Raw genomic sequence first — 22,932 nt, forward strand, 5'->3', positions numbered from 1 at the left:
TCCTTCAAAGAGGAATATTTGCAACAATACCTATACTGCTTTGTTGTAATATGGGGACAGGCGGGAGGCATGAAATTTGAAATTACGCGATGTATAACTGTCATCATTTAATAGTCTGGATTGCATGAATGAGTCATCGACTAACCTGATCGGCTACACTAAAACTGATCGCTGGATATTTTCGGCTGTATGCATTATTGCATTGCTGCGGATTTCATGTATCTGGTTGATGGGATTAATGCCGCAGGATGCATACTATTATTTTTACGGGCAACATCCGGCATTATCTTACTTTGATCATCCGCCGGCAGTGGCCTGGCTTACGAGAATATTTACAACGATTTTCGGGCGTCATGCATTTGCCATAAAGTTAGGCGATACGGTTGTCACGATGTTGACAGTTTGGACTTTTTATGTGTTGGCGAAAAAGTTTCTTAGTCTGCACAGAAGCTGGAATGCATTGTTATTATTGTTTTCCACTTTGATGGTCACTATCTTGTCGTTGGTTACGACGCCGGATGTGCCATTGATGTTGTTTTGGACGGTATCATTAATTTGCTTGTATAAGGCGATCTTTGAAGATAAGCCACAATGGTGGATCTGGACAGGTTTGGCGATGGGGCTGGCATTTGACAGTAAGTACACCGCAGTGTTATTGCCTATGGGGACAGTTTTATTTTTACTGCTGTCTGGTCGCAATCGACGTTGGCTAATTTCGCCGTGGTTTTATGGGGCGGTGGTCGTCTTTGTACTGGCTATCTCTCCGGTCATTATCTGGAATGTCGGGAATCATTTCGCCTCTTTTCGTTTTCAATCTTCTGAAAGGGCGCATGATATTGAAGTGAACTGGCTGGATGTGCTTGGGGTAATCGGGCATCAGTCGGCCATATTATTACCAGTTTTGTTTTTCGGGATATGCTATTACCTGTGGAAAGCGTTACGACGCTACGGACTACGCTGGTGGCGGGTTCCGGATAAGGAGTTATGGTTGTTATGTTACTTTCTTCCTTTGTTTTTGGGATTTTTTTTAATCTCGCCTCTTTATTGGGTAAAACTAAACTGGATGATGCCTGCGTATATAACTGGGATCATTTGGGTAAGCGTATGGTTAGGGAAGCGATGGCTGCGTTGGCAATATATCTTTTCCCTGGTAGTACACCTGGCGCTGGCTGTAGAAATTCTGTTTTACCCGGTACCGGTGAAGTCGGATGATACCTGGGCCGGATGGGAGGGATTAGGCGAACAAATGCAACAAGTATCCTCGAATTATCCTGCTGATTTTATTTTCTCTGCCGATGATTATAAAACAAGCGCAATGCTCAACTTTTATCTGGGTAGGATGGTTTATTCTCAGGAGATAATTGGCAAGAGAGCGCTGGAGTTTGATTTTATTGGTACAGATCTGAATAAATTAAAAGGCAGAAATGCCCTCTTTATAAACTCGCTGACTGATGTGAACGACGATACCGATGAACAAGCATTTGTGAAAGAGTTACAACCGTTCTTCAGCAGTATAGAACAAATACCGCCTATCGTGGTAAAGCAACATGGCAAAGTTATCAGGAAGTTCCTGGTGTTCAGATGTATGGATTATCATCCGCCTGAACATTCCAATTAAAAGACACCTGATGATGACCGTCATAAATTGTATTGATGAGAATCATCCGTTTAATGTGTAAGATCATTTTTTTTAGATGTAAAGCACTGTAGCTTTGTTTTACAGTTAACATCTATCTAAAGTTAAACGGATGTCAGTCTTTACTGGTATCTCGTCACCGCTGCTAGCAGCGGTGACATTTTTTAGATCAGCAATCAAAAACGACCCAATATGTACACCGAATCTTCTCTCAACTCCATTCAACAAAGATTTTGCGAAGGTTTTCTGTATTTCCCGTTCAAGCAGTTGAAGAAATCGGGCAATCATATTTATAAGCAGTATAAATCGCAGTCAGGCATACGTCAGGTGCTGGATGAACAAAAAGTTACGATAGATTTCCACATATTTTTTGCACAGCAATTGCGGGAGAAAATCGCGCGGGTGGCTGTTCCTAATGGCATCTCACTGATGCGCCAGGTGGAGGATTTGTTCGAAGGTAATGGCAGAAGTGAACAAACTACCGCCGCCGTATTTACCACGTTCACCGAAATACTGACCGCCTATTACAGCGAGTTATCCAATTATCAGTCAGTCGTATTATTGCGTCAGCAGGAATCATTAAAACCAATGACTAAGAGAAATCCTGATTGTAGCAATGCTGCAGATGTTTTCAGTAGTGAATGGCCCCGGATGATCAAGCAGTTCATCAACAACGGTAATGCCGTAGTGAAATTCCTGCAAGAGAATCTGGAAACAAATAATTCCTATCATCACCTTCCGGCTGATTGTACCCAACAGGAAGTAGAAGATGTCATCGTTGGTATACAGGCATTCAATGCAATTCAATATCAGCTGATATCCCTGCTGAAACAATGGCATCAGCGACAGCAGCAACACAATCGACAGGTCTATCTAAACTAGTATGCAACATTTGGAGAATAGCATTCATGCAAACGCGGAACAGGACAGGATTTGTCGCTCGTGGCTCACAGTAGTGGAAGAACTGAGAGCAGAGAACGCCCTGTTAATCCGCTTGCTGGCTGCGGCTTTATCCAGGACAGTAACCCATGAGTTTGTAGAAACCGCAGAAAAATACCAGGCCCGTTTCCTGATTGTAGAAGAAGGACTCCTGCTTTTACGCCATGAAATTGGGGCAGTACGCGAATGGCTGAGAGAGCAAAGGACAACCAGCATACCATACACCTTTCACGAACTGCAACGCGATGTTGATAAAACGGAACAAGACTTTGTGACCTTACGTGCCCATTTCCTGCAATTCGCAGGCATGAATCAGTAATGAATTAACTGATAATAGCGGCCAGCTTGTCCCTGTCTGTAATAATAATATCCCCTTCCTTCAATTGAATTAATGATTCATTCCGGAAATCCCCTAAAGTTCTGATGAGTGACTCTTTCGCTACACCGGCCATCGCTGCCAGGTTGTCTCTGCTTACATGCAACGTATAGTCGTTTCCGGTACCGTTGAATTTTTTGTCCAGCAATAGCAAAGCCTCTGCTACTTTTTTACGCAGCGAATTATAAGCGATACCAATTAACTGTTGTTCTCTTTCTGCAGTGCTTTTTGCGAGCAGTTGTACAAACTTCCGCATCACTGGCGGATGTTGATTGATGAGTAGTTCAAAATCCTGTTGAGGAATCAGCAGTACGGCAGTATCATCCATGGCTTCTGCATCTTCCTGGTAGGCGCCCTCCTGTAACATAGCCTGGTAGCCGAAGAAATCGCCTTCATTATACAGTCCGATAATTAGTTCTTTGCCTTCTTCATTGCGCTTGGAAGTTTTTACTTTTCCCTGTGTGATGTAGTAAAGGAATTGTGGCTTATTACCTTCCGCATAAATTTGTTGCTTCTTCTTAAAATGGGAAGTTGGTTTATTGTTTTTAAGCGAATCGAATATTTCTTTTTCTGTGAGATGACGTAACAGTTGACTGGTGCTGCTTCCTTTATCCTGGCGGAGTTCGGCAGATCTTTTCAGACGGGAAGCCACTGCGTTGAGTAGTTCCGTGCCTTCAAAAGGTTTGGTGATATAATCATCGGCGCCTTGCTCCATTCCTTTACGTTGCTCGTTTCTGTCGGTCCGGGCAGTGATGAAAATGAAAGGAGTGCGTTGAAGCGTTTCATTTTTATGTAGCAAATGGAGTACGCCAAACCCATCAAGTACCGGCATCATGATATCGCAGATGATGAGATCCGGTTTATGTTCCAACGCCATGGCTACGCCTTCTTTTCCATTGGAGGCAGTTAGTACCTGGTAGTTGGCCAATTCGAGAATCTCGGTCATGTTATCGAGAATTTCCCGGTTGTCTTCAATCAATAAAATTTTCTCCATAAGCTTATATTTCGACGCAGGGAATAGTTACCAGGAACTCAGAACCTTCTTCCATGCTGGATTTGCAGGTAATAGATCCGCCCATAATCTCCGTATACCGGGATACGATATGCAGGCCAAGGCCAGTGCCCTGGATATGGGAGGCGTTACTGCCCCGGAAAAAGCGTTCAAACAGGTGCTGACGATCTTCTTCGGAAATACCTATTCCTTTGTCTTTGACAGACAGTTGCAGGTGTTGATGATTGCTCTCGCTTCTAACAGATATGATGGCGCCATCGGGCGAAAATTTAATGGCATTGGACACCAGGTTCATCACAATATGTTTTAGTAAACCAGGATCAAGACTAACAGTTGGCGTGCCATGATGCGCATAGTATACCTGTTGTGAAGGTTTCCGGAGTCCCTGCATTTCGCTAATGACGGAACCGATTATTTTACTTGGTTCAAAGGTACTATTCCGGAGTTGAATTTTTCCTTCCTCTATTTTACCCACAGAAAGGAAATCATTCAACAGGTCCGTTAATAAATTGACAGAAGAAACGATGCGTTGAATATGTTTATCTCTTTTCTGTTGATCTTCCGTTTGCTGATATTGTGCAATCAGGTATACGCTGGAAAGGATGGTGCTGAGGGGAGTTCTGAATTCATGCGATGCCAGTGATACAAATCGGGACTTCAGTTCATTCAGGTCTTTTTCTTTTTCCAGCGCTTCCCGCAGATCGGCTTCTGCTTTCTTTTTTTCGGAGATATCTATGGCGATGCCTACGTATCCGGTAATCTGGTTAGCGTCTCTGATGGCGGATATGGTGAGGGATACCGGTAGTTTGGTACCGTCGCGGCGGATATAGTTCCATTCGTATTCGTTGGGAAGATTACGTTTGGCTTTGATGGTCAGCGTTTCGAGACCTGGCTCCACTGTTTGTTGTAGTTGCAGCGAGAATTCTACTGCACGGTTTTCCAGTTCTTCCGGATCGTGAAAGAGTAGGGGAGACGCGATTTCAATCATGTCCACAGCGCGATAGCCGAGGAGTCGCTCTGCGGTAGGATTAAACCAGCGGATAAATCCTTCCGGACTGAAAACGATGATAATGGCATCCGCATTATTCCAGATACTGCTGAGGAAGCTGTTCATGCGCTGCAATGCATTGTCTTTCGCTTCGTCCTCGCGGATACGATTTTTCAGTTGTTCAATAGTGTCAGTTAGCTCTTTTGTGCGTGCTGCCAGCAGCTGCTCAATTACTGCCGGATCAGGTTCATTCACACCTACCCCTTTTTCCTTGTTGCTGATTGTCATTTGAATAGGATGATGCGTATTATAAATTTAACGATTCGCGATACTTTGTGTATCTTACAGTTAACGTATGTCGATGAAACTCAATGTGATCATAACAGGTACAACCGGAATGGTTGGTGAAGGTGTTCTTCACGAATGCCTACAGCATCCGGATATTGCCTCAGTACTGGTCATTAACCGCAAAACCTGCGGTATCCTGCATCCTAAACTGACAGAAATAATCCATCACAATTTCTTTGATATTTCTGCCATCACGCCACAGTTAAGAGGATTTAACGCTTGTTATTTTTGTGTAGGAGTATCCTCTATTGGCATGAGGGAAGAAATATATAAACACTTAACCTACGATCTGACAATGTACCTGGCCGGTGTGTTGTCGGCAGAAAATCCTGATATGACTTTCTGCTACGTTTCAGGAGCAGGAACGGACAATACAGGAAAGAGCGGTCGCATGTGGGCCCGAGTGAAAGGTCAGACAGAAAACGACCTGATGCAGCTGCCATTTAAAGCTGTTTATAACTTTCGCCCGGCATATATACAGCCCATGAAAGGTTCTTCCAATACCCATAAATTCTACTACGCTTTTGCATGGCTATACCCTCTATGGCAATTATTATTTCGTAATTATGTTTGTACCCTGAGGGAACTCGGCGACGCGATGATCCTTGTCTCCCAAAACGGCTACCAGTCGCATATTCTGGAATCTAAGGATATCATTAAAGTCATAAAAAACAATTTTTCTGCCATTGGCTAAAAAATAAAAATCCCGCTGAACCAGCGGGATTTTTTGATATGCAAGGTGTAAAAACAGGTGCTATTGGAATAAATTAACCCGCAGGTTCAGCTCCATAGAACCATTGGAATAGGTCTGTAAGCCTGCTGTTTGCGTAGTATACAAGAATTGAATATGCAGGTAGGGAATATATGCAAAACCCGCTCCCAGTGTGAAATTACCCGTGGAATGATAAATAGCGGTGGCATCGGCCCAATTATGTAATAAACCCGCTTTTACGCCCACATCCAGGATGCCGTCTCCGCCATAAATATTCCGATAGAATGCTTTAGGCTCTACGCTGGTAATCTGTTCGCCGGCGTCAAACCTGTAACCTGCACCCAGGATAAACTGCTCTGTACCATAAGTTCTGCTTTCTGGTTTGTTCTTCGCAAAACTGAATACATTCGGAATGCCTGCCTGCAAGGTGAGATGCCGGTTAGTATAGGATACCCCAAAATCCGATTCAAAGTAGTTATCCCTACGGTTATAGGCGCCTACTGACGGATCATTGGGATCTGCATTCATTTCCTTGGTATTCAGGTGCTTGCCATAGAATACAGCGGAAATCCCAAAGTTGAGATATTGTTTGTTATGCCCTAACGGGAGATGATAGGCATAAGTGGCGGCCACCCGTGTATTACTCAACAACCCGGCGGCATCATTGTATACCTGCAACCCAGCGCCTACGCGATATCCTACAAAACCGTCTGCAGTTACTAGCTTGGTTTGTGGACTGCCGGGCATATCTGTCCATTGCTTGCGATAGGCGAGGTTTACATGCAGGCCGCTATCCAGTCCGGCAAAGGACGGGTTAGACATATAGGGATTCAGGAAGTATTGTATTCCCAGTGGATCTACTACAGCATTGGAGTTCCCAAAGCTCTGCGCCCGGGCCACCTGACTACTGCAATAAAAAAGTGCAACGGTGAAGCCGATCCGTGCTAATATTTTGTTGGTGTGCATGCGGAACCTCATCATATATAGGTATAGGTATGGGATGATGTACTCTTAAAACATGCAAATATAATATAATGTATTGCTCTTTTATATATGTTCGGAGAAAATTTGTTCCGAAATGGATAAAAAAAGGCCGGGAGCAGAGTGAACCTTTCCGCTTCCCGGCCTTACAACTATAAGGATTGTGTACGTGTGTTACTGCATTACCTCAGACATACCCTGCATACCTGCTCCCATATTCTTACGTTTGAACAGGGAAACATCCATCTTACCAAAACGATAAGCGAGTGTCAGGCGGAACATCTGCGGGTCACGCAAACGGCTGTACGTTTGAGTGAAGAACGGACTCTCTGAGTATTGCTCGCTGATTCTGCTTCTGAAGATATCGTTGACTGCCAAGGTCACGGAAAGTGCATTGGTTTTCAGGAAGCTTTTCTTCAGTGCGGCATCAACGCCATACATGGATTTGATGTAACCCTGAGAAGCGTTCACCGACTGCTGCATAGGAGGTCCATCCTGGCGTTGCGGCTGGTTAGCCGGGAGATTGGTTTTGGACTGATAAGTACCAGACAGCTGTAACTCAAATTTAGCCGGCAGCTTGAAGTTGTTATTCAGTTTACCAAACCAGCTCCATAACGCATCCTGTGAAGCGCCATAATTGGTGGTGTTGATCTTGGAATTATAAATATTCACGTTGGCAGAAAGACTCCACCATTTTGCAATGTTGGTGGTGGCAGTCAGTTCCGCACCGGCAGCATAGCTGGAATTAGCGTTGATGTAAGTGTTGATTAACAGACTGTCATTCGTAGCTGGGTTCAGCTCTTTCTGCAGATATCTGGTAATCAGGTTGTTGGTGTACTTATAGTACAGCGTAGCCATGAAAGTGCTATTGTTCTTAAAGGTCTTCAGGTAAGAAAACTCGAAAGACTGTGTAAACTCTGGCACCAGGTTCGGATTACCTTTCGTGATATTCAGACGATCGGTAGAATCAGTATATGGTATCAGCTGCATGAAGTTAGGGCGGTTAATACGGCGGGTATAACTTGCTTGCAGTTCCTGGTTGTTTTTCAGCTTCTCTGTCAGGAACACAGAAGGGAAAAGGCTTGCAGGATAGCTGTTGCTGAATTTCTGGTTCTTTCCGAGGATTTCTCCATCATAGTTACTGCTTTCCAGACGTAAACCTACCTTATAGCCAAATTTGCCGATCTGGTCGGAAACACTGGCATAAGCGGCATAAACGTTATCGTTGTTTTTGTAATGGATGCTGGTAGCTGGTACCACTACATAATCGCCGGAGTTGGGGTCCTGGAAGTAGTTCAGGGTGTTGGTATTGATTGTTTTTCTGGAGAAACGCAGACCTGTTTCCAGTTTCATGGTTTTGGTCAGCGGATCAACGAAGTCGGTTTGAGCGGTCAGGAAGCTGATATCGCCACCACCGTTGATTTTCTGTACTTCTTTACCACCGATCTGAGAGGTATTGCCTTTCAGGTAATTGGTGGTGTAAAGTGCGTCGTTTTCAGAAGAACCTCCGAAGTAGTTGACATCCACTGTCCACTCTTCGCCTTCTTTCGGAAACAGTTGTTTCATACCCAATACCAAACCATTGGCATTGAACTGGAAGCGGGAATCAGAGATACGTTGACTGAAATTGCTTACTGTTCCGGCTGAGAACAGGCTGTCAGTGCGGGTTTCGATCGTTTCTCCTGGTTTCATGGTACCATGTACTTTGATACCGGCAACGGAAATCGTAGTACGGTTGGTCATGAAGTAGTCTACTCCCAGTTTACCAAATACAAAACCGCCGTCGGTTCTGTTGCTGTTATCCTGATGAATATAGGATGGCGTACCGCCATTACCGAAATTGTTTCTGTCGGTAAAACCAGTGCTTCTGCTTTTGGATTGGTTACCCATTGCGCTGGCACTGACATTGAATTTACCCTGACGCAGGTTGAAATCCGCGCCGCCATTCAGTGCGCCACGTTTGTCCACTCCTGCACGCAGGTTACCATTGTAACCGGTTTTGCGGTTTTTCTTCAATACCAGGTTCAGAATACCGGCGTTACCACCGGAAGCATCATACTTAGCAGAAGGGTTGGTGATCACTTCAACGCTTTCAATAGCGTCTGCTGGCACCTGGTCCAGGGTCAGCGTGGTAGGACGACCATCAATATAGAGTTGAGGACTTGAATTTCTAACGGTTACGTTTCCGTCGATGTCTACGTTCACAGATGGAACGTTTTTCATCACATCTACTGCTGTACCGCCAGCACTGGTCAGATTCTTCTCCACATTGAAAACTTTCTTGTCTACATCAAGTTGCATCAGTGGCTTGGAACCGGCTACAGTTACGCCTTGTAACTGGTTAACATCCAGTTCCAGCTTCAGATTACCCAGATCTTTATCCAGTGGAGGGAAAGTTACCGGACGCTCAATTGTTTTGAAACCAGTCACACTGATTTTGAGTTTTAAACCCCGACGCAGTGGAACGTCTTCTAAATTAAATTCACCATTAACTTTGGTTAAAGCTCCTTTTACAAGTACATCCTTAGGTTTTTTGGTTACAGAATCGATTTTGCTTTGGAGGATGATAACGGATGCATAGGGAACTGGCTTACCGTCGTTGTCGAGTATTTTACCATAGAGATGCCCGGTCATACCGCCTGGCGCGGCGCCACCAGCACGTGGACCAGCTGGAGCTTGGGCTTGTGCGCCCAAAAGGGATAAAGTCAAAATGGTAATTAACAAGTATAACTTTTGCATAATAAAGAAAATTACGAGTATGCAAAAGTATTACTGGTTTTTATTGTTTTAAAGTAAATGCGACCATCTTAGGAAAAAATGCTACGAAAGTTATGTTTTTTGACGCCAACGATGGGGGAGGTGCGCCTGCGGCGCTGGATTTTTTTTCTCGCAGAGCAGCAAAGCAGCAGAGCAGCAAAGGAATTTGTTGTATTGCTGCGGAGGGGGATCTCGCAAAGTGCGCAAAGAAACAAAGGCATATGTTATGTTGTTTTGTTAAGCCCGCAAAGGCTTTCCAGGGTACTATCCCTCAAATTTTTTAGCGGCAAATTGGTTTAGAGAAGAAGTACATATGTCTTTGCGAGCTACAGCAAAACGCAATCAAACAACAAATCATATTCCTTAACTTCTTTGCGCCCTTTGCGAGAAACCAGCAAACACAATTTTTTGCTGCCTTGCTGCTTTGCTGCTCTGCGAGAAGAACTAAAACCCCGTCTTGCCAGTAAGCGCCTGCAAGGTATCCCGATAAGTATCGCCTACCGGTAACTCCAGCTCATCAAGGAATACGCTGTTCTTGCGGATAGCGGTAATACAGGAAACAGCTACGATATAAGATTTGTGTATACGGAGGAATTTGTTGTTAGGTAGTTGTTCCTCCATGGATTTTATGCTCATTCGGGTTACAACGGGCTTGGTATTATTTTTTAAATGAATGCGTACATAATCTTTCAGCCCTTCAATCCAGATAATATCTTCAAATACCACTTTGAAAAGACTGTAATCCACATTGACGAAGAAGAATTCGGGGGCAAGATCCCTCCCGGATTTATTCCCGGTTTTTAAAAGGAAAAGTTCATAGGCCTTATTACATGCTCTTACAAAACGCTCCAGGGGCACCGGTTTTACGAGATAATCGGTAACGTCCAGGTTAAATCCTTCCAGGGCATATTTTTCGTAAGCAGTAATTAATATGACCATCGGTTTGCTGGCCATAGATTGCAGAAACTGAAGCCCCGTGAGTCCTGGCATCTGAATATCCAGGAAAATGAGATCAATGGGTTGTTTTTGCAGTACCTCTATCGCTTCGAAGGCATTGTTACATTTGGCTACCAGCTGGAGGTAAGGGACTTTTGAAATATTATCTTCCAGTAAATCAAGCGCCAGCGGTTCATCGTCTACGGCAATACATTTCAGCATCAGTGCAGATTTAGTTGCAATAATACAGAAAACCATCCATCCTCTTTCCGGATGTCCAGTTTATGCTGATGGTCATATAATAAGTTGAGTCGGCGACTCACATTCGCCAGCCCGATGCCGCTCGTCTTATCTTTGACTTCCATCGGAATATCATTGTATTTATTCCTGACACTAAAGAAAAGTACGTCTTCCATTACTTCCAGCCTGATATCTATCATGGCATCCATAATCATACCTGTACCGTGTTTGAATGCATTTTCCACGAAAGGAATGAGCAGCATAGGCTCTATTTCATGGCCCGTTTCAGGCGCATCCAGTTGTGAAACAATGGTGACATTTTTACCAAAACGCTGCTGCTGAAGATCTATATAGCTTTGAAGATACTCTGTTTCCTTTGCCAGCGGCACCTTCTGCTCGTCGGTTTCGTAGAGCATGTAGCGCATCAGACTAGAAAGCTTTATCAGAGAAGGTTCCAGGGCGTCCGACTTCTTCCTGGCCAGAGCCACCATGTTGTTCAAGACGTTGAACATAAAATGAGGACTCACCTGGGAACGTAAAAGAGATAATTCTGTCTGGAGATTTTCTTTTACTTTTTCAGACGCGAGTCGGTCGTTGAGCAGACGATCCTTGATCATCTGGTAGGCTGTACTCGAGGATAATACGAAGAAGGATGTGAAAAATGTAAAGAGGATAGCTGGTTTGATATCAATTTTGTGAGCTTTCAGAAAGACCATCTCAAAAGTGTACCGCATACTATATAACGCCAGCAATATCGTGAGCAAAGAGGCGCCGTATTCCAGGTATCTTTTCTTATAAACAAAAGAAGGTATATAAACGAGGGCATTCAGATAAAAGAACCCTACCAGCGATAAATAATATACATAGCTAAATACCGTCCAGGCATCATGATCAGGAGAAAGTTTCCGCTCAGGGTCCTGGTAGGAAGGTTTCAGCAGGTACGGCAAGGCATATAGCAGCACCCACGTAAATACATGCAGCGCTGCCACCGCCCATTTATTTTTATACCATCCTTGTTTCATTCCCTGAAAGTAAAATTATTCTTCCTGCCAAGGGTATGATTGCGACCAACTCCGAAAAATATACGACGAATACCTATTCAGGTTGTTCACCGGCCACCAGCCGCTGGATTCTATGCTGACTGGTAATAATATTCGATTTCAGGTCGCTGAGAATAGAGTATAACCCGAAATAAGTACGATTAATATATAGGGAATGACTGGAGCCCCGCGCTACTTTAGACTCGCGCACTTCTTTCATATTGTACAATTCATCCATGTAAGCATATATCTCATTAAAATATACTTCATTCCCAAAATCAAATGTCTCCTGTGTAAAAGGCAATGTCATCAGATCTATCATATGTTGAAATAGTTCTGAGAAAAATGCCACTTCTTTAGGACTATCGGTAGGATGAATCATTTCCAAATTGGTATAAATCTGGTGCCGACGATCCGTGTCTTTCAATACTTCTTTATCTACCAACAGGAAATAATTGGTGTAGAAATCTTCCGGAATCACCTTCACACAACCAAAATCAAAGATGCCCACTGTACCATCTGCCTGCATAAGGAAGTTCCCGGGATGCGGATCAGCATGGACTTGTTTTAGTTTATGTACCTGGAACTGATAGAAATCCCAGAGCGCCTGGCCGATCTTATTACGGATATCCTGGCTGGGATTCGTTTGCAGGAATTCTTTCAGATGCATACCATTGAGCCAATCCATGGTAATGATACGTTCGGAGGAGTATTCCGGATAATAGACAGGAAACACCAAGCCTGGAATATGCGCACAGGCCGCAGATAATGCCATAGAGCGTTCCAGCTCCAGTTTATAATCTGTTTCTTCCAGTAGTTTCGTTTCTATCTCTTCAAAATATTTATCCATATCTGCTTCCTTCATGCCTACAATCCTGATGGCAAAAGGTTTCACGATGCGGAGATCCGATTTCACGCTGCTGGCCACTCCCGGATACTGGATTTTTACGGCCAGTTCTTTCCCGTTTTTCACGGCTTTATGTACCTGTCCGATACTTGCGGCATTGGAAGCATGTATATCGAAACGGTCAAACAGTTGGGTCGGCGTTTTTCCTAATGTTTTAACGAAAGTATTCACTACCAGCGGCCCGGAAAGCGGAGGCGCACTGTATTGCGACATGGCAAACTTTTCTGAATAGGCTTTCGGGAGCATGCCTCTGTCCATACTGAGCATCTGCGCCACTTTCAGTGCAGAGCCTTTGAGATTGCTGAGCGTATCATATATATCCGCCGCATTATCTTGGTGGAGCGCTTCTTTAGTAACAGAAGGGTCCATAAGTTTGCGGGTGTAGTGTTTAATATAGTTGGTGCCCACTTTCAGGCCGGTAGTCACGAATTTACCCGCGCGTTCTACCTTCCCGGTGGGAATGTTAGTTTGTTCTTTCATCGCTATCGTTTCATAAACAGAAATTTCCCGAAGTCGAGAATACTATCGAGCGTATTGGAGCCTATCAGCTGGAAGCTAAGATTGACGGCCTTTTCAATGGCAGCATCCGTCAGTTCGAAATTTACGCTGGTATCATCCAGCCAGTATTTTAATACGAACATTGCCTGTACCCAGAAGCCATGAACATACTGGTCTGAAATATATTTTCTTTCTTTTATTTCGGAAGACACGTAACCCTCCTTAATGAGCGCCGCCGCAAATTCATAGAAGGCGGTTTTAAACGTATGTAGCTTCTTCCTATATACTAATGGGATGTGAAAAATATCTTTCTGTAAAAGGAAATAACTACGGTCGTCCCGCAATTTTGATACCCATAGAAAATAAAAGGAAAGCAACTTTTCCTGGGCATTATACTGGTGATAGGTTTCATCCGCCTTCAACTGACTGACTGTTTCCTCAAAAACCGACAACCATATATCCTGTTCTACCGATTCCAATGAACTGTAGAACTCATAAAAGGAACTCTCCGGCATGTCCAGGGTCTTGCACAACATGTACACAGACACCGGTTCCTTGCCGTTTTCCAGCAGATATAATTTATAAGCGTTTCGGATACTATTCTTGTCCATAGACTGGCAATTTTGGGTTACGTAAACAAATTTACGTCACTTTGTAATACAAAGTGAATTTTTCTATGGCTGGATATGTTAAATCTGAAAAGGGATTAATCTTCCTGAATTTTACTCACCATCCAGATGATGACAAGTCCGCAAATAGCCATGATACTGAAGGAGATACGCAGACTGGAAGCTTGTGCTACGAAGCCTACCAGTGGTGGAACCACGAGGAATCCAAGATAACCGATCGTAGAGATAGAAGCGATGGTTTGACCGCTGTTGGTATTTTTTGATTTTCCGGCGAGACTAAATACCAGTGGCACTACACAGGCTACACCGAGGCCGGCACAAATGAATCCCAGGATAGCGGTTATCGGGTGTGGGAAAAGGATCGCGGTGCCTAGTCCTACCAATATCAGCACGCCACTGTATTTCAGGATGGTTTTAATTCCGGCACGTTGTACGATTTTATCTCCGAACAGCCGTCCTAAAGTCATGGCGGTCATGTAAATCCAGAAGGCAGTAGCAGCCTGGGATTTGGTACCGCCTACTACTTTCTCATAATAGATGCTGCTCCAGTCGTACATCGTATTTTCTGTAGCCATACAAGCGAAGCAGATGAAAGAAAATTTCAACAGGGATTTATCCGGTAATGAAAAGGCTGGTTTCTTTTCCAGGCTGGGTACAGGTGTATCGGGATAGGTATGCGGATAATAAATGATGGTGAAGAGGAGGAGGAGTAGACTGATGCCAAACAAATGCCAGCTGGGAGCCACGTTGTAGTTGATCATCAGGAATCCTATCCCGGCGCCGGTTACGCCGGCTATACTCCAGATACCATGAAAGGTGGTGATAATCGATTGTGGAAAGAGTCGCTGTACCAGTACAGATTGTGCATTCATACTCAGGTTGAGCAGGTTTCTGGCAGATCCGAAGCAAAGCAGTACCAGTGAGAGTTGCCATATGCTGGTAGTAAAACCAGGCATACTAAGAATGAGGTTGAAGAACATAGCGCCAAACACCATGATTTTTCTGCTGCTGAACTTTCCCAGTAATAGTTGGGTAATGGGCATGGTGCACATCAAGCCGATAGGAAGGGCCAGCAGTACTAATCCCAGCTGTGCCTCATTGAGTCCCAGCTGATGCTGAATGGAAGGAATCCTGGAAGCCCAGGAGGAGTATCCAAGTCCTGATATAAAAAAGAATACGGAAGTGGCGATCCGGTATTGTCTTGCATTGGTTTCTTGCTGCAAATCGATAAACATCCTGCTCGTACGGGCCTTTTATGGTCAACCAGGTCGCAAAATTAGTCAGAAAAAAATCCTTTTTTCAGGTAATTCTGCGACCTGGTATTGCTGTATAGTAACTATTTCAATTAGAATAAGTTAGACACGAGTTCCACGGATTTCTTTGTTGCCTCAAAATCGTCAAAGAAGGTGGAGATGATAATTTCATCTGTATCATAATCGGCTGCCAGGGCTTCGATGCGAGCTTTCATCTGTGCAGGTGTGCCATAGATCATGCGCTGACGATTGTATTTGATACGTGCCTGTTGTGGAGCGGAATATTCAAATTGAATGATATCCTCATAATCTGGATACGGACCTCTTGCGCCGGATTCAATATAGAGCATACGAAAATCCATCTCTGTGAGCCATCGTTGAACAGTGGCTTCATCTTCAGCGCAGAAGCCGAAAATGCCTACGTTCACGCGGGGTTCGGCTAACAGGTCAGAAGGTCTGAAATGCCGACGATATTCTTTCACAGCCTCAGGGCCTCCGTTCGGATTGATGAAGTGTGCAAAAGAGAGCGCCATTCCCAGATGTGCTGCAAAATATCCACTGCCGCCGCTGGAGCTGAGTATCCAGAGCTCGGGTACCGTTTCCGCCTGCGGGATGGCGATAATATTTTCATGTGGAGATTCGCTTGTCTGATGATCTGTGAGGAATGCGCGCAGGTCTTTGAGTTGCTGCATGAATTCCTGTTCGCTGAAGGTATTGGATGGATTCAGCAAAGCTGCAGTGGGCCTGTCTCCACCAGGAGCGCGACCTACACCCAGATCTATCCTGCCGGGGAAGATGGTTTCCAGCATGCGGAAGTTCTCTGCCACTTTCAGTGCGCTGTGATTGGGCAGCATGATACCGCCTGACCCTACGCGGATGTTGGGGGCTTCTCCTGCAAGGTGAGCCAGCAATACTTCCGGTGTGGAGCCTGCTATTTTTTGGAAATTATGGTGTTCTGAAACCCAGAAGCGGCTGTAACCCAGCTTATCCGCCAGTTTTACCAGTTCTGTGGTCCGCAGAATAGCCTCTTTAGGCGTACTGTTACGCGCTATAATAGATTGATCAAGTATACCCAGTCTGATTTTCTTCATTTTGTCTGTCGATTTTCTGAATACAAATTTACCCAGTAATCACAGATAAGGGGGAAAGTAAGATATTGGTAATGCTTATAGCGGTATAGAGCGCGTATATAGGATAGAAATGGGGGAAACGTAAAGTAGCAACAGCAGCTGCCCGAAGCTGCTGTTACCACCCATTCCTGTTCATCAGTGTTGTTTATCCGCAAACTGGAACTTTACGTCTGTTAACAGATTTACGAGCAGTTCGAATTTCTTCTGGTATTCCTCTGTGATGCTATAGTCTGCATTGAACAGATGTCCGCGTACAGTAGGAACAGAATAAGGCAATACCCATGCTCTCAATGCTTTGGCTACTGCTTCCATGGTATTGATACCTTGCATAGCGTGGCCGCCTTCTGCCCAGCATACCATTCCTACCACTTTGTTGGTCAGATAAGGTACTTTTTCTTTGGAGCTGATTTCAATCCAGTCCAGGCAGTTTTTCATGGCGCCCGTCATGCTGCCATGATATAAGGGGGTGAGCCATATATGCAGATCCGCATCGCGGAAGATATTCGTCATTTCTCTGGCCGACTCCGGTACTTGCTGGAGGCCTACGGTATCAAAAAATGGGATAGCCGCTTCCGCCAGGTTGAAAACTGTTGTTTCCATTCCTTTTGCTTCCAAAAGGCTGCGTAAACTGGCGATAATGGCATAGGACGTGCTCGTTGGTTTTTTTTCCAGCGATCCATTGAATAATAATACTTTCATGATGGCAGTATTAAATTTTTAATGCGGGACAAAGTTAGTAGTTTTGTGAATAAACCAAATAATTACTTTGTTTATTATGAAAAATAATTTGCCGGATAATGAACAGGCGGTGTGGATATTGAAGACCAGGGGCCCTTTGCCGCTGCACGCACTGGCGGAAGCATTAAAGGTGACCACGGAAGGGGCGCGTTTTCAGTTACAGAAATTGGCTGCCGACGGGCTGGTACAAGCTACTACGGCCGTGAAAGGACGTGGCAGGCCCCAGCAAATCTGGTCGCTGACTGAAAAAAGTGAATCAAGATTTCCTGATACACACGCTGAACTTACACTCCGGCTCATCAGCTCCATTCGTGAAACACTAGGAGAAGATGCATTAAACGAGGTTATTTTGTCTCAACAAAAAAATAATATACGTAAATATAATACGGAATTGAAACAATTCCCTGAACTGGAAGATAAACTCCAGGAACTGGCCGCCCTGCGCGATAAAGAAGGATATATGGCCAGTTGTACCAAAGAAGGAGAGAGCTTCCTGCTGATAGAAAATCATTGTCCCATCTGTGCGGCAGCGAAAGCTTGTCAGGGTTTCTGTAAGGCGGAACTGGAAACATTCCGTACAGTGCTGGGAAAAGAGGTGAAAGTACAGCGGGAAGATCATATCATAGCAGGCGCCCGCCGCTGCGCCTATCGCATCACACCGCGAACAATATAGTCAGCTCGCTGGTTGATTAGTATGGTCAAAATCTTTACTAATGCAATCACGTATCGCTTCACTGACAGACCTGGAAAAAAATGGGAAGAATATTTCCCGACTGCCATTTTCTATTCGCATTCTGCTGGAAAATGTACTTCGCAACCACGATCAGTTTGCCATCACTGATGAACATGTCAACACCCTTGTCAACTGGACGCCAGAACCTATTGACAAAGAAATACCTTTTAAACCGGCCCGCGTACTCATGCAGGATTTCACTGGTGTACCCGCAGTGGTGGATATTGCTTCTATCCGCGCGGAAGTTATTCGCCGGGGCAAAGATGGCGCCCGCATTAACCCACTCATTCCGGTAGACCTGGTAGTGGATCACTCCGTACAGGTAGATTTCTTTGGTACCGGTTACTCCTATACGAAAAATGTTGCCTACGAATACGAACGCAATACAGAGCGTTATCAGTTGCTGAAATGGGCTCAGCAAGCCTTTGGTAATTTTACGGTAGTGCCTCCGGGCATGGGGATTTGTCACCAGGTAAACCTGGAATACCTCGCTCATGGCGTGGTGGAAAGAGATGGCTGGATATTCCCGGATACCCTTGTGGGTACAGATTCTCATACGCCGATGGTAAATGGTATTGGCGTACTGGGTTGGGGCGTTGGCGGGATAGAAGCTGAAGCGGCCTTGTTAGGACAGCCACTGTATTTCACCTGTCCAGAAGTAATCGGCCTCCGGTTAACCGGCCAGTTATCCGAAGGTGTAACGGCAACGGATATGGTGCTTGCCATTACTGAAATGCTCCGTAAGTATGGCGTGGTGAATAAATTCGTGGAAGTTTTCGGAGATGGCCTTGATCATTTATCGGTGCCCGACAGAGCCACGATCTCTAATATGTCGCCGGAATTTGGTTGTACCGCCACTTATTTTCCTATCGATGATCAGACCCTTCGTTATATGCGCCGTACGAATCGCCCGGAAGAAGTGATTCAGCGGGTGGAATCCTATTGCAAGGAGAATATGCTCTGGCGCACAGGGAATGAAAACATTGCATACTCGGATATACTGGAACTGGATCTCTCTAAAGTAGAATCCGCGGTAGCAGGGCCTAAGCGGCCGCAGGACCGCATTCCTGTCAAAGATGTGCATACGCGTTTCCAGGAGCTGATGGATAAGGAATTCAAACGTATGTATACGCCGGAAGGCAAACGCAGGGATACGGCCTGGTTGTCGGAAGGCGGCTCTGGAACAAGTTTTACCTACGAAATACAGAAACCTTCACAGGAAGTGGAAGTAGAGCAGGATAGTCTGCAATCAGTACGTATTAAACTGAAAAACCAGGAATATGTACTGAGTGACGGGGCAGTGGTGATTGCTGCCATTACCAGTTGCACCAATACTTCTAATCCGAGTGTGATGATAGGCGCAGGTTTAGTGGCTGCCAAGGCGGTAGCCCGGGGGCTCACCGTGAAACCCTGGGTGAAAACGAGTCTGGCCCCTGGTTCCAGAGTAGTAACGGAATATCTCCAACGTTCCGGATTACTCACAGATCTGGAAGCTTTACGATTTCATGTGGTAGGGTATGGCTGTACTTCGTGTATTGGTAACAGTGGTCCTTTGCCACCGGCGATTGCGGAGGCGGTAGATAAAGGCAATTTGATTGTGGCATCTGCACTTTCCGGGAATCGCAATTTTGAGGCAAGAGTACATCCGCAGGTCAAAATGAATTTCCTGGCATCGCCCATGTTAGTAGTCGCATATGCCCTGGCAGGCCGTATCGACACCGATCTGCTGACAGAACCGCTGAGTTATGACCCTAACGGAGAACCGGTATACCTGCGGGAGATCTGGCCTACACAGCAGGAAATCAATGCTGCCATGGAAAAGGCCGTATTGCAGTCAGATTTTGAAGAAACCTATAAAGTGATCTTTGATGGAGATGAACAATGGAGAGGCTTGCTGGCGCCTTCCGGTGAAAACTACCATTGGAGCCAGAACTCCACTTATATCCGGGAAGCGCCTTTCTTTGAAAATCTGCCTGATACGCCGGAAAGTATCCAGGATATTGAAGGAGCAAGGATTCTGCTGAAACTGGGCGATTCCGTAACTACGGATCATATATCTCCCGCAGGATCATTTAAAGCGGATAGTCCCGCTGGTAAATACCTCATTGATCACGGAATAGATCCCCGGTTATTTAACTCTTATGGCTCTCGCAGAGGGAATCATGAAGTGATGATACGCGGAACATTTGCCAATGTGCGTATCAAAAACGATCTGTCGCCTAAAGAAGGAGGCTTTACAACGGTCATTCCTTCCGGCATGGTGATGTCTGTTTTTGATGCCAGTGTGCAGTATGCCAGTCATAAAGTGCCGCTGATGATATTAGCGGGGAAAGAGTATGGCAGTGGTTCTTCGCGCGACTGGGCCGCAAAAGGAACGAATCTGCTGGGAGTAAAAGCGGTACTGGCAGAGAGTTTTGAACGTATTCACCGGAGTAACCTCGTAGGAATGGGTGTGCTGCCACTGGAATATATTAACGGGCAGAATGCTTCACTATTAGGACTTACCGGTACAGAGTTATATACTATACGTGGGATTAAAGATGGGCTGGAGCCTAATAAGCTGCTGCAGGTAACGGCTGTGCCATCGGAGGGAGAAACCATTGTATTTAATGTAAAATGCCGCCTTGACTCAGCTATTGAGATAGCTTATTACAGCAATGGCGGCATTTTACAGTATGTATTAAGAGAATTTCTTAAGAAGGCTTAGCCTTTGAATTCCTGTATGCGCTTGCGGTCGCCCACGAGCCATACAACGTCTTCCCATTCAAAAGTGGTGTCGGAGGAGGGGTTGAGCATTTTCTCTCCTCCTCTGGCAATACCTACTACCAGGGCTTGTGTTTTTTCACGAATGCCGGAAGTACGCAAGGTTTTGCCGGTTAATCCGTTGTTTTCGTCTACAACAATACTTACCAGGGAGACATTATCTTCTCCATCTGCTTCTTGCTTTCCTGTATTGATACTGGAGTTGGCTACTTTCGAGAATTCCTCGAGCTGAGTATCCGTACCAATCACTGTGATCTTATCATAAGGAAAGAGCTTTTCTGTTCTGGCAGGAGTGAAGATGGTAAATTCGCCTCTGCGTATAGCGCCGATATTGATACCGTATTTTTCCCGCAGTTGCAGGGCTTCCAATGGAATATCAATTAAAGTACTCCATGGATCGATAACGATTTCGCTCACTTGTGCATCCCAAGGCAGACTAACCAGTTTCTTGGATTTTTCTTCTTCTGCAGTTTCTCTGGCGTTCAGGTTAGTGAGGAATCTGCTTTCAATTCTGTTATAGAATTTCTGTAGTTGATTTCTTACTGCTACCAGTACGACCAGCATGCCGAGAATAGTGCCCAGTAAGGATGGTAGCAGCGGGAAGAACTGATTGATAAAGAAACCTACCAGCAATACCGCCACCACGCTACGCATCAACTCTGCCACTACCAGCGGTCCGCGGTTGTATTTGGAGTCGAGCCACAGCGATTTGTAAGCGATGCTTTGAATTTTTTGTACCACCATTGCCCAGATGAATGGCGCCATGGCCACCATACCAATGATTACGGTGGTCATTCTTGCCCAGAACGGATTACTGAACTGTTTCATCAGGAACGGGCCGAGATAGATTTTACAGATCATCGTGATGGCGAACATCAGTACGCCGTTGAGAATAATCACGCGAACGTATGAACGAAGTACTTTTCTCCAGTCGCTTTCCCCTTGCAGGGTTTGGGAACTGGCGCTATATCGGTTGAGAGAAGCAATCCATTTCGGCGGCAGTACTTTCTCCAGCCAGTTGTAGAAAGGCATGGAGAATTTAATCATATAAGGCGTAGTAAAGGTGGTAATGGCAGACGTACCTACGGCTACCGGGAAGAGGAAGTCGCTGGTAACGCCGAGGGTCATACCCAGTGTGGCGATGATAAATGCAAACTCGCCCACTTGCGCCATGCTCATACCTACTTGTACGGCTTGTTTCAGTGGTTGACCGGAGAGCAGCGCTCCCAGGGTGGTACTGATACATTTTCCGAAGATGGTGAGTAAGGTTATCCAAAGTACCGGCCATTTGTATTCAACGATCATTTCCGGATTGATCAGCATACCTACTGATACGAAGAAGATAGCGCCGAAGAGGTCTTTCACTGGTTGGATCAGATGTTCTACTTTCTCTGCTTTGGTGGTTTCTGCGATGATAGATCCCATGATGAATGCGCCCAGTTCAGCGGAGAAGCCTACTTTGGTAGCGAGGATCACCATGCCGAAACAAAGTGCGATACTGATGACCAGCAATGTTTCCTCATTGATATACTTCTCCATTTTTTTCAGGAAAGTAGGTAGCAGGAAGATGCCTGCGAGGAACCAGAGCGCCAGGAAGAAGAGGAGTTTCAGTACAGTGAGAATCATGTCTACGCCTTCAAACTGTTTACTCACCGCCATGGTGGAGAGCAATACCATCATCAGGATCACCACAATATCTTCAATTACCAGTACGCCGAAGACGATTTTTGTAAATGATTTCTTTTTGATGCCCAGTTCTTCAAAAGCCCGGATAATGATGGTGGTAGAAGAACTGGCCAGTAAGCCGCCAAGGAACATACTATCCATGAAAGACCAGCCCATCCACTGTCCAACGAAGAAACCTGCGACAGTGATACAGGCTATTTCTGTGAAGGCCGTAATGGCAGCGGTGCCTCCTACCCGCATTAATTTCTTGAAACTAAATTCGAGGCCAAGGGAAAACAGGAGGAAGATAACGCCTATCTCAGACCAGGTTTTAATACCATGGGTATCTCCGATAGAGGGGAATAATTTGAAGTTAGGACTCACTATGAATCCCGCAATTATATAACCCAACACCATAGGTTGTTTAAGCCGCCGGAATAGCAGTGTGATAATTCCAGCGGCGCCTAGTATCAAGGCCAGGTCAATAATTAACTGTGGTACATGCATACAGAAAAGGTGGTTTAATTACGCGTGAATATTCATTGTGCCAGCACGAAACGTGCTATGGTATTGCTCAAAGGCCGATTTAACGATTCTTTGCCTGCTCGCTAATATATCGCTTTTTTTCCAGTATGCTTCCTCCTGTCATGG

Annotated in this window: 18 protein-coding genes; 6 read left to right on the forward strand and 12 right to left on the reverse strand. The window is 45.1% G+C overall.

Features of this window, described 5'->3' with window-relative positions:
• The first annotated feature begins 124 nt into the window (after positions 1-124).
• From CLV59_RS03425 to CLV59_RS03435, 3 genes are all read left to right on the forward strand, one after another.
• The gene (locus CLV59_RS03425) at positions 125-1,618 is read left to right on the forward strand and encodes an ArnT family glycosyltransferase (RefSeq protein ID WP_111590590.1); all 1,494 of its coding nucleotides are present in this window, start codon (positions 125-127) and stop codon (positions 1,616-1,618) included.
• A gap of 210 nt (positions 1,619-1,828) precedes the next feature.
• The gene (locus CLV59_RS03430) at positions 1,829-2,518 is read left to right on the forward strand and encodes a hypothetical protein (RefSeq protein WP_111590591.1); all 690 of its coding nucleotides are present in this window, start codon (positions 1,829-1,831) and stop codon (positions 2,516-2,518) included.
• A 1-nt stretch (position 2,519) separates the two neighbouring features.
• The gene (locus CLV59_RS03435) at positions 2,520-2,894 is read left to right on the forward strand and encodes a hypothetical protein (RefSeq protein WP_111590592.1); all 375 of its coding nucleotides are present in this window, start codon (positions 2,520-2,522) and stop codon (positions 2,892-2,894) included.
• Positions 2,895-2,898: 4 nt separating this feature from the next.
• Here the strand turns inward: CLV59_RS03435 and CLV59_RS03440 are convergent, their stop codons facing one another.
• Positions 2,899-3,945, reverse strand: coding sequence for a response regulator (locus tag CLV59_RS03440; RefSeq protein WP_111590593.1), 1,047 nt, complete (start codon positions 3,943-3,945; stop codon positions 2,899-2,901).
• Positions 3,946-3,949: 4 nt separating this feature from the next.
• On the reverse strand, positions 3,950-5,239 hold the full coding sequence (locus tag CLV59_RS03445) for a PAS domain-containing sensor histidine kinase (protein WP_111590594.1): 1,290 nt from the start codon (positions 5,237-5,239) through the stop codon (positions 3,950-3,952).
• 67 nt (positions 5,240-5,306) lie between these two features.
• Here CLV59_RS03445 and CLV59_RS03450 point away from each other — a divergent pair, with 67 nt between their 5' ends.
• Complete coding sequence (locus tag CLV59_RS03450) at positions 5,307-5,993, forward strand: Rossmann-fold NAD(P)-binding domain-containing protein (RefSeq protein ID WP_245950763.1); 687 nt, start codon at positions 5,307-5,309, stop codon at positions 5,991-5,993.
• A 60-nt stretch (positions 5,994-6,053) separates the two neighbouring features.
• Here CLV59_RS03450 and CLV59_RS03455 read toward each other — a convergent pair whose 3' ends face one another.
• The 9 genes from CLV59_RS03455 to CLV59_RS03500 all read right to left on the reverse strand — a co-directional run bounded on the left by CLV59_RS03455 (position 6,054) and on the right by CLV59_RS03500 (position 17,081).
• Positions 6,054-6,992: a PorP/SprF family type IX secretion system membrane protein gene (locus tag CLV59_RS03455; protein ID WP_111590596.1), complete on the reverse strand. Its 939-nt coding sequence runs from the start codon at positions 6,990-6,992 to the stop codon at positions 6,054-6,056.
• A gap of 174 nt (positions 6,993-7,166) precedes the next feature.
• Entirely contained in the window at positions 7,167-9,731 is a 2,565-nt protein-coding gene (locus CLV59_RS03460; protein ID WP_111590597.1) for an outer membrane beta-barrel family protein, read from the reverse strand.
• 462 nt (positions 9,732-10,193) lie between these two features.
• Positions 10,194-10,907 (reverse strand): LytR/AlgR family response regulator transcription factor, encoded by a 714-nt coding sequence (locus CLV59_RS03470; RefSeq protein WP_111590599.1) that lies wholly within the window; start codon positions 10,905-10,907, stop codon positions 10,194-10,196.
• Positions 10,907-11,947: a sensor histidine kinase gene (locus tag CLV59_RS03475; RefSeq protein WP_111590600.1), complete on the reverse strand. Its 1,041-nt coding sequence runs from the start codon at positions 11,945-11,947 to the stop codon at positions 10,907-10,909. Before CLV59_RS03475 ends, CLV59_RS03470 begins: the two co-directional genes overlap by 1 nt.
• A gap of 73 nt (positions 11,948-12,020) precedes the next feature.
• Positions 12,021-13,352: an ABC1 kinase family protein gene (locus CLV59_RS03480; protein ID WP_111590601.1), complete on the reverse strand. Its 1,332-nt coding sequence runs from the start codon at positions 13,350-13,352 to the stop codon at positions 12,021-12,023.
• A gap of 2 nt (positions 13,353-13,354) precedes the next feature.
• Positions 13,355-13,981, reverse strand: a complete 627-nt coding sequence (locus tag CLV59_RS03485) for a TetR/AcrR family transcriptional regulator (protein ID WP_111590602.1) — start codon at positions 13,979-13,981, stop codon at positions 13,355-13,357.
• A 95-nt stretch (positions 13,982-14,076) separates the two neighbouring features.
• Positions 14,077-15,234: an MFS transporter gene (locus CLV59_RS03490; RefSeq protein ID WP_111590603.1), complete on the reverse strand. Its 1,158-nt coding sequence runs from the start codon at positions 15,232-15,234 to the stop codon at positions 14,077-14,079.
• Between the two features lie 110 nt (positions 15,235-15,344).
• Positions 15,345-16,343: an LLM class flavin-dependent oxidoreductase gene (locus CLV59_RS03495; RefSeq protein WP_111590604.1), complete on the reverse strand. Its 999-nt coding sequence runs from the start codon at positions 16,341-16,343 to the stop codon at positions 15,345-15,347.
• A 174-nt stretch (positions 16,344-16,517) separates the two neighbouring features.
• Positions 16,518-17,081: an NADPH-dependent FMN reductase gene (locus tag CLV59_RS03500; protein ID WP_111590605.1), complete on the reverse strand. Its 564-nt coding sequence runs from the start codon at positions 17,079-17,081 to the stop codon at positions 16,518-16,520.
• Between the two features lie 76 nt (positions 17,082-17,157).
• On the opposite strand from CLV59_RS03500, the gene CLV59_RS03505 reads away from it, so the two are divergent.
• Positions 17,158-17,793, forward strand: a complete 636-nt coding sequence (locus tag CLV59_RS03505; protein ID WP_111590606.1) for a helix-turn-helix transcriptional regulator — start codon at positions 17,158-17,160, stop codon at positions 17,791-17,793.
• A 40-nt stretch (positions 17,794-17,833) separates the two neighbouring features.
• Positions 17,834-20,560, forward strand: coding sequence for an aconitate hydratase AcnA (gene acnA / locus CLV59_RS03510; RefSeq protein WP_111590607.1), 2,727 nt, complete (start codon positions 17,834-17,836; stop codon positions 20,558-20,560).
• Here the strand turns inward: acnA and CLV59_RS03515 are convergent.
• Positions 20,557-22,788 (reverse strand): cation:proton antiporter, encoded by a 2,232-nt coding sequence (locus CLV59_RS03515; protein WP_111590608.1) that lies wholly within the window; start codon positions 22,786-22,788, stop codon positions 20,557-20,559. The two genes, acnA and CLV59_RS03515, sit on opposite strands and share 4 nt — an antisense overlap.
• Positions 22,789-22,932 lie beyond the last annotated feature (144 nt).

Origin of the sequence: Chitinophaga dinghuensis, from assembly GCF_003259435.1 — a bacterium.
In the GTDB taxonomy this organism is placed as follows: domain Bacteria; phylum Bacteroidota; class Bacteroidia; order Chitinophagales; family Chitinophagaceae; genus Chitinophaga; species Chitinophaga dinghuensis.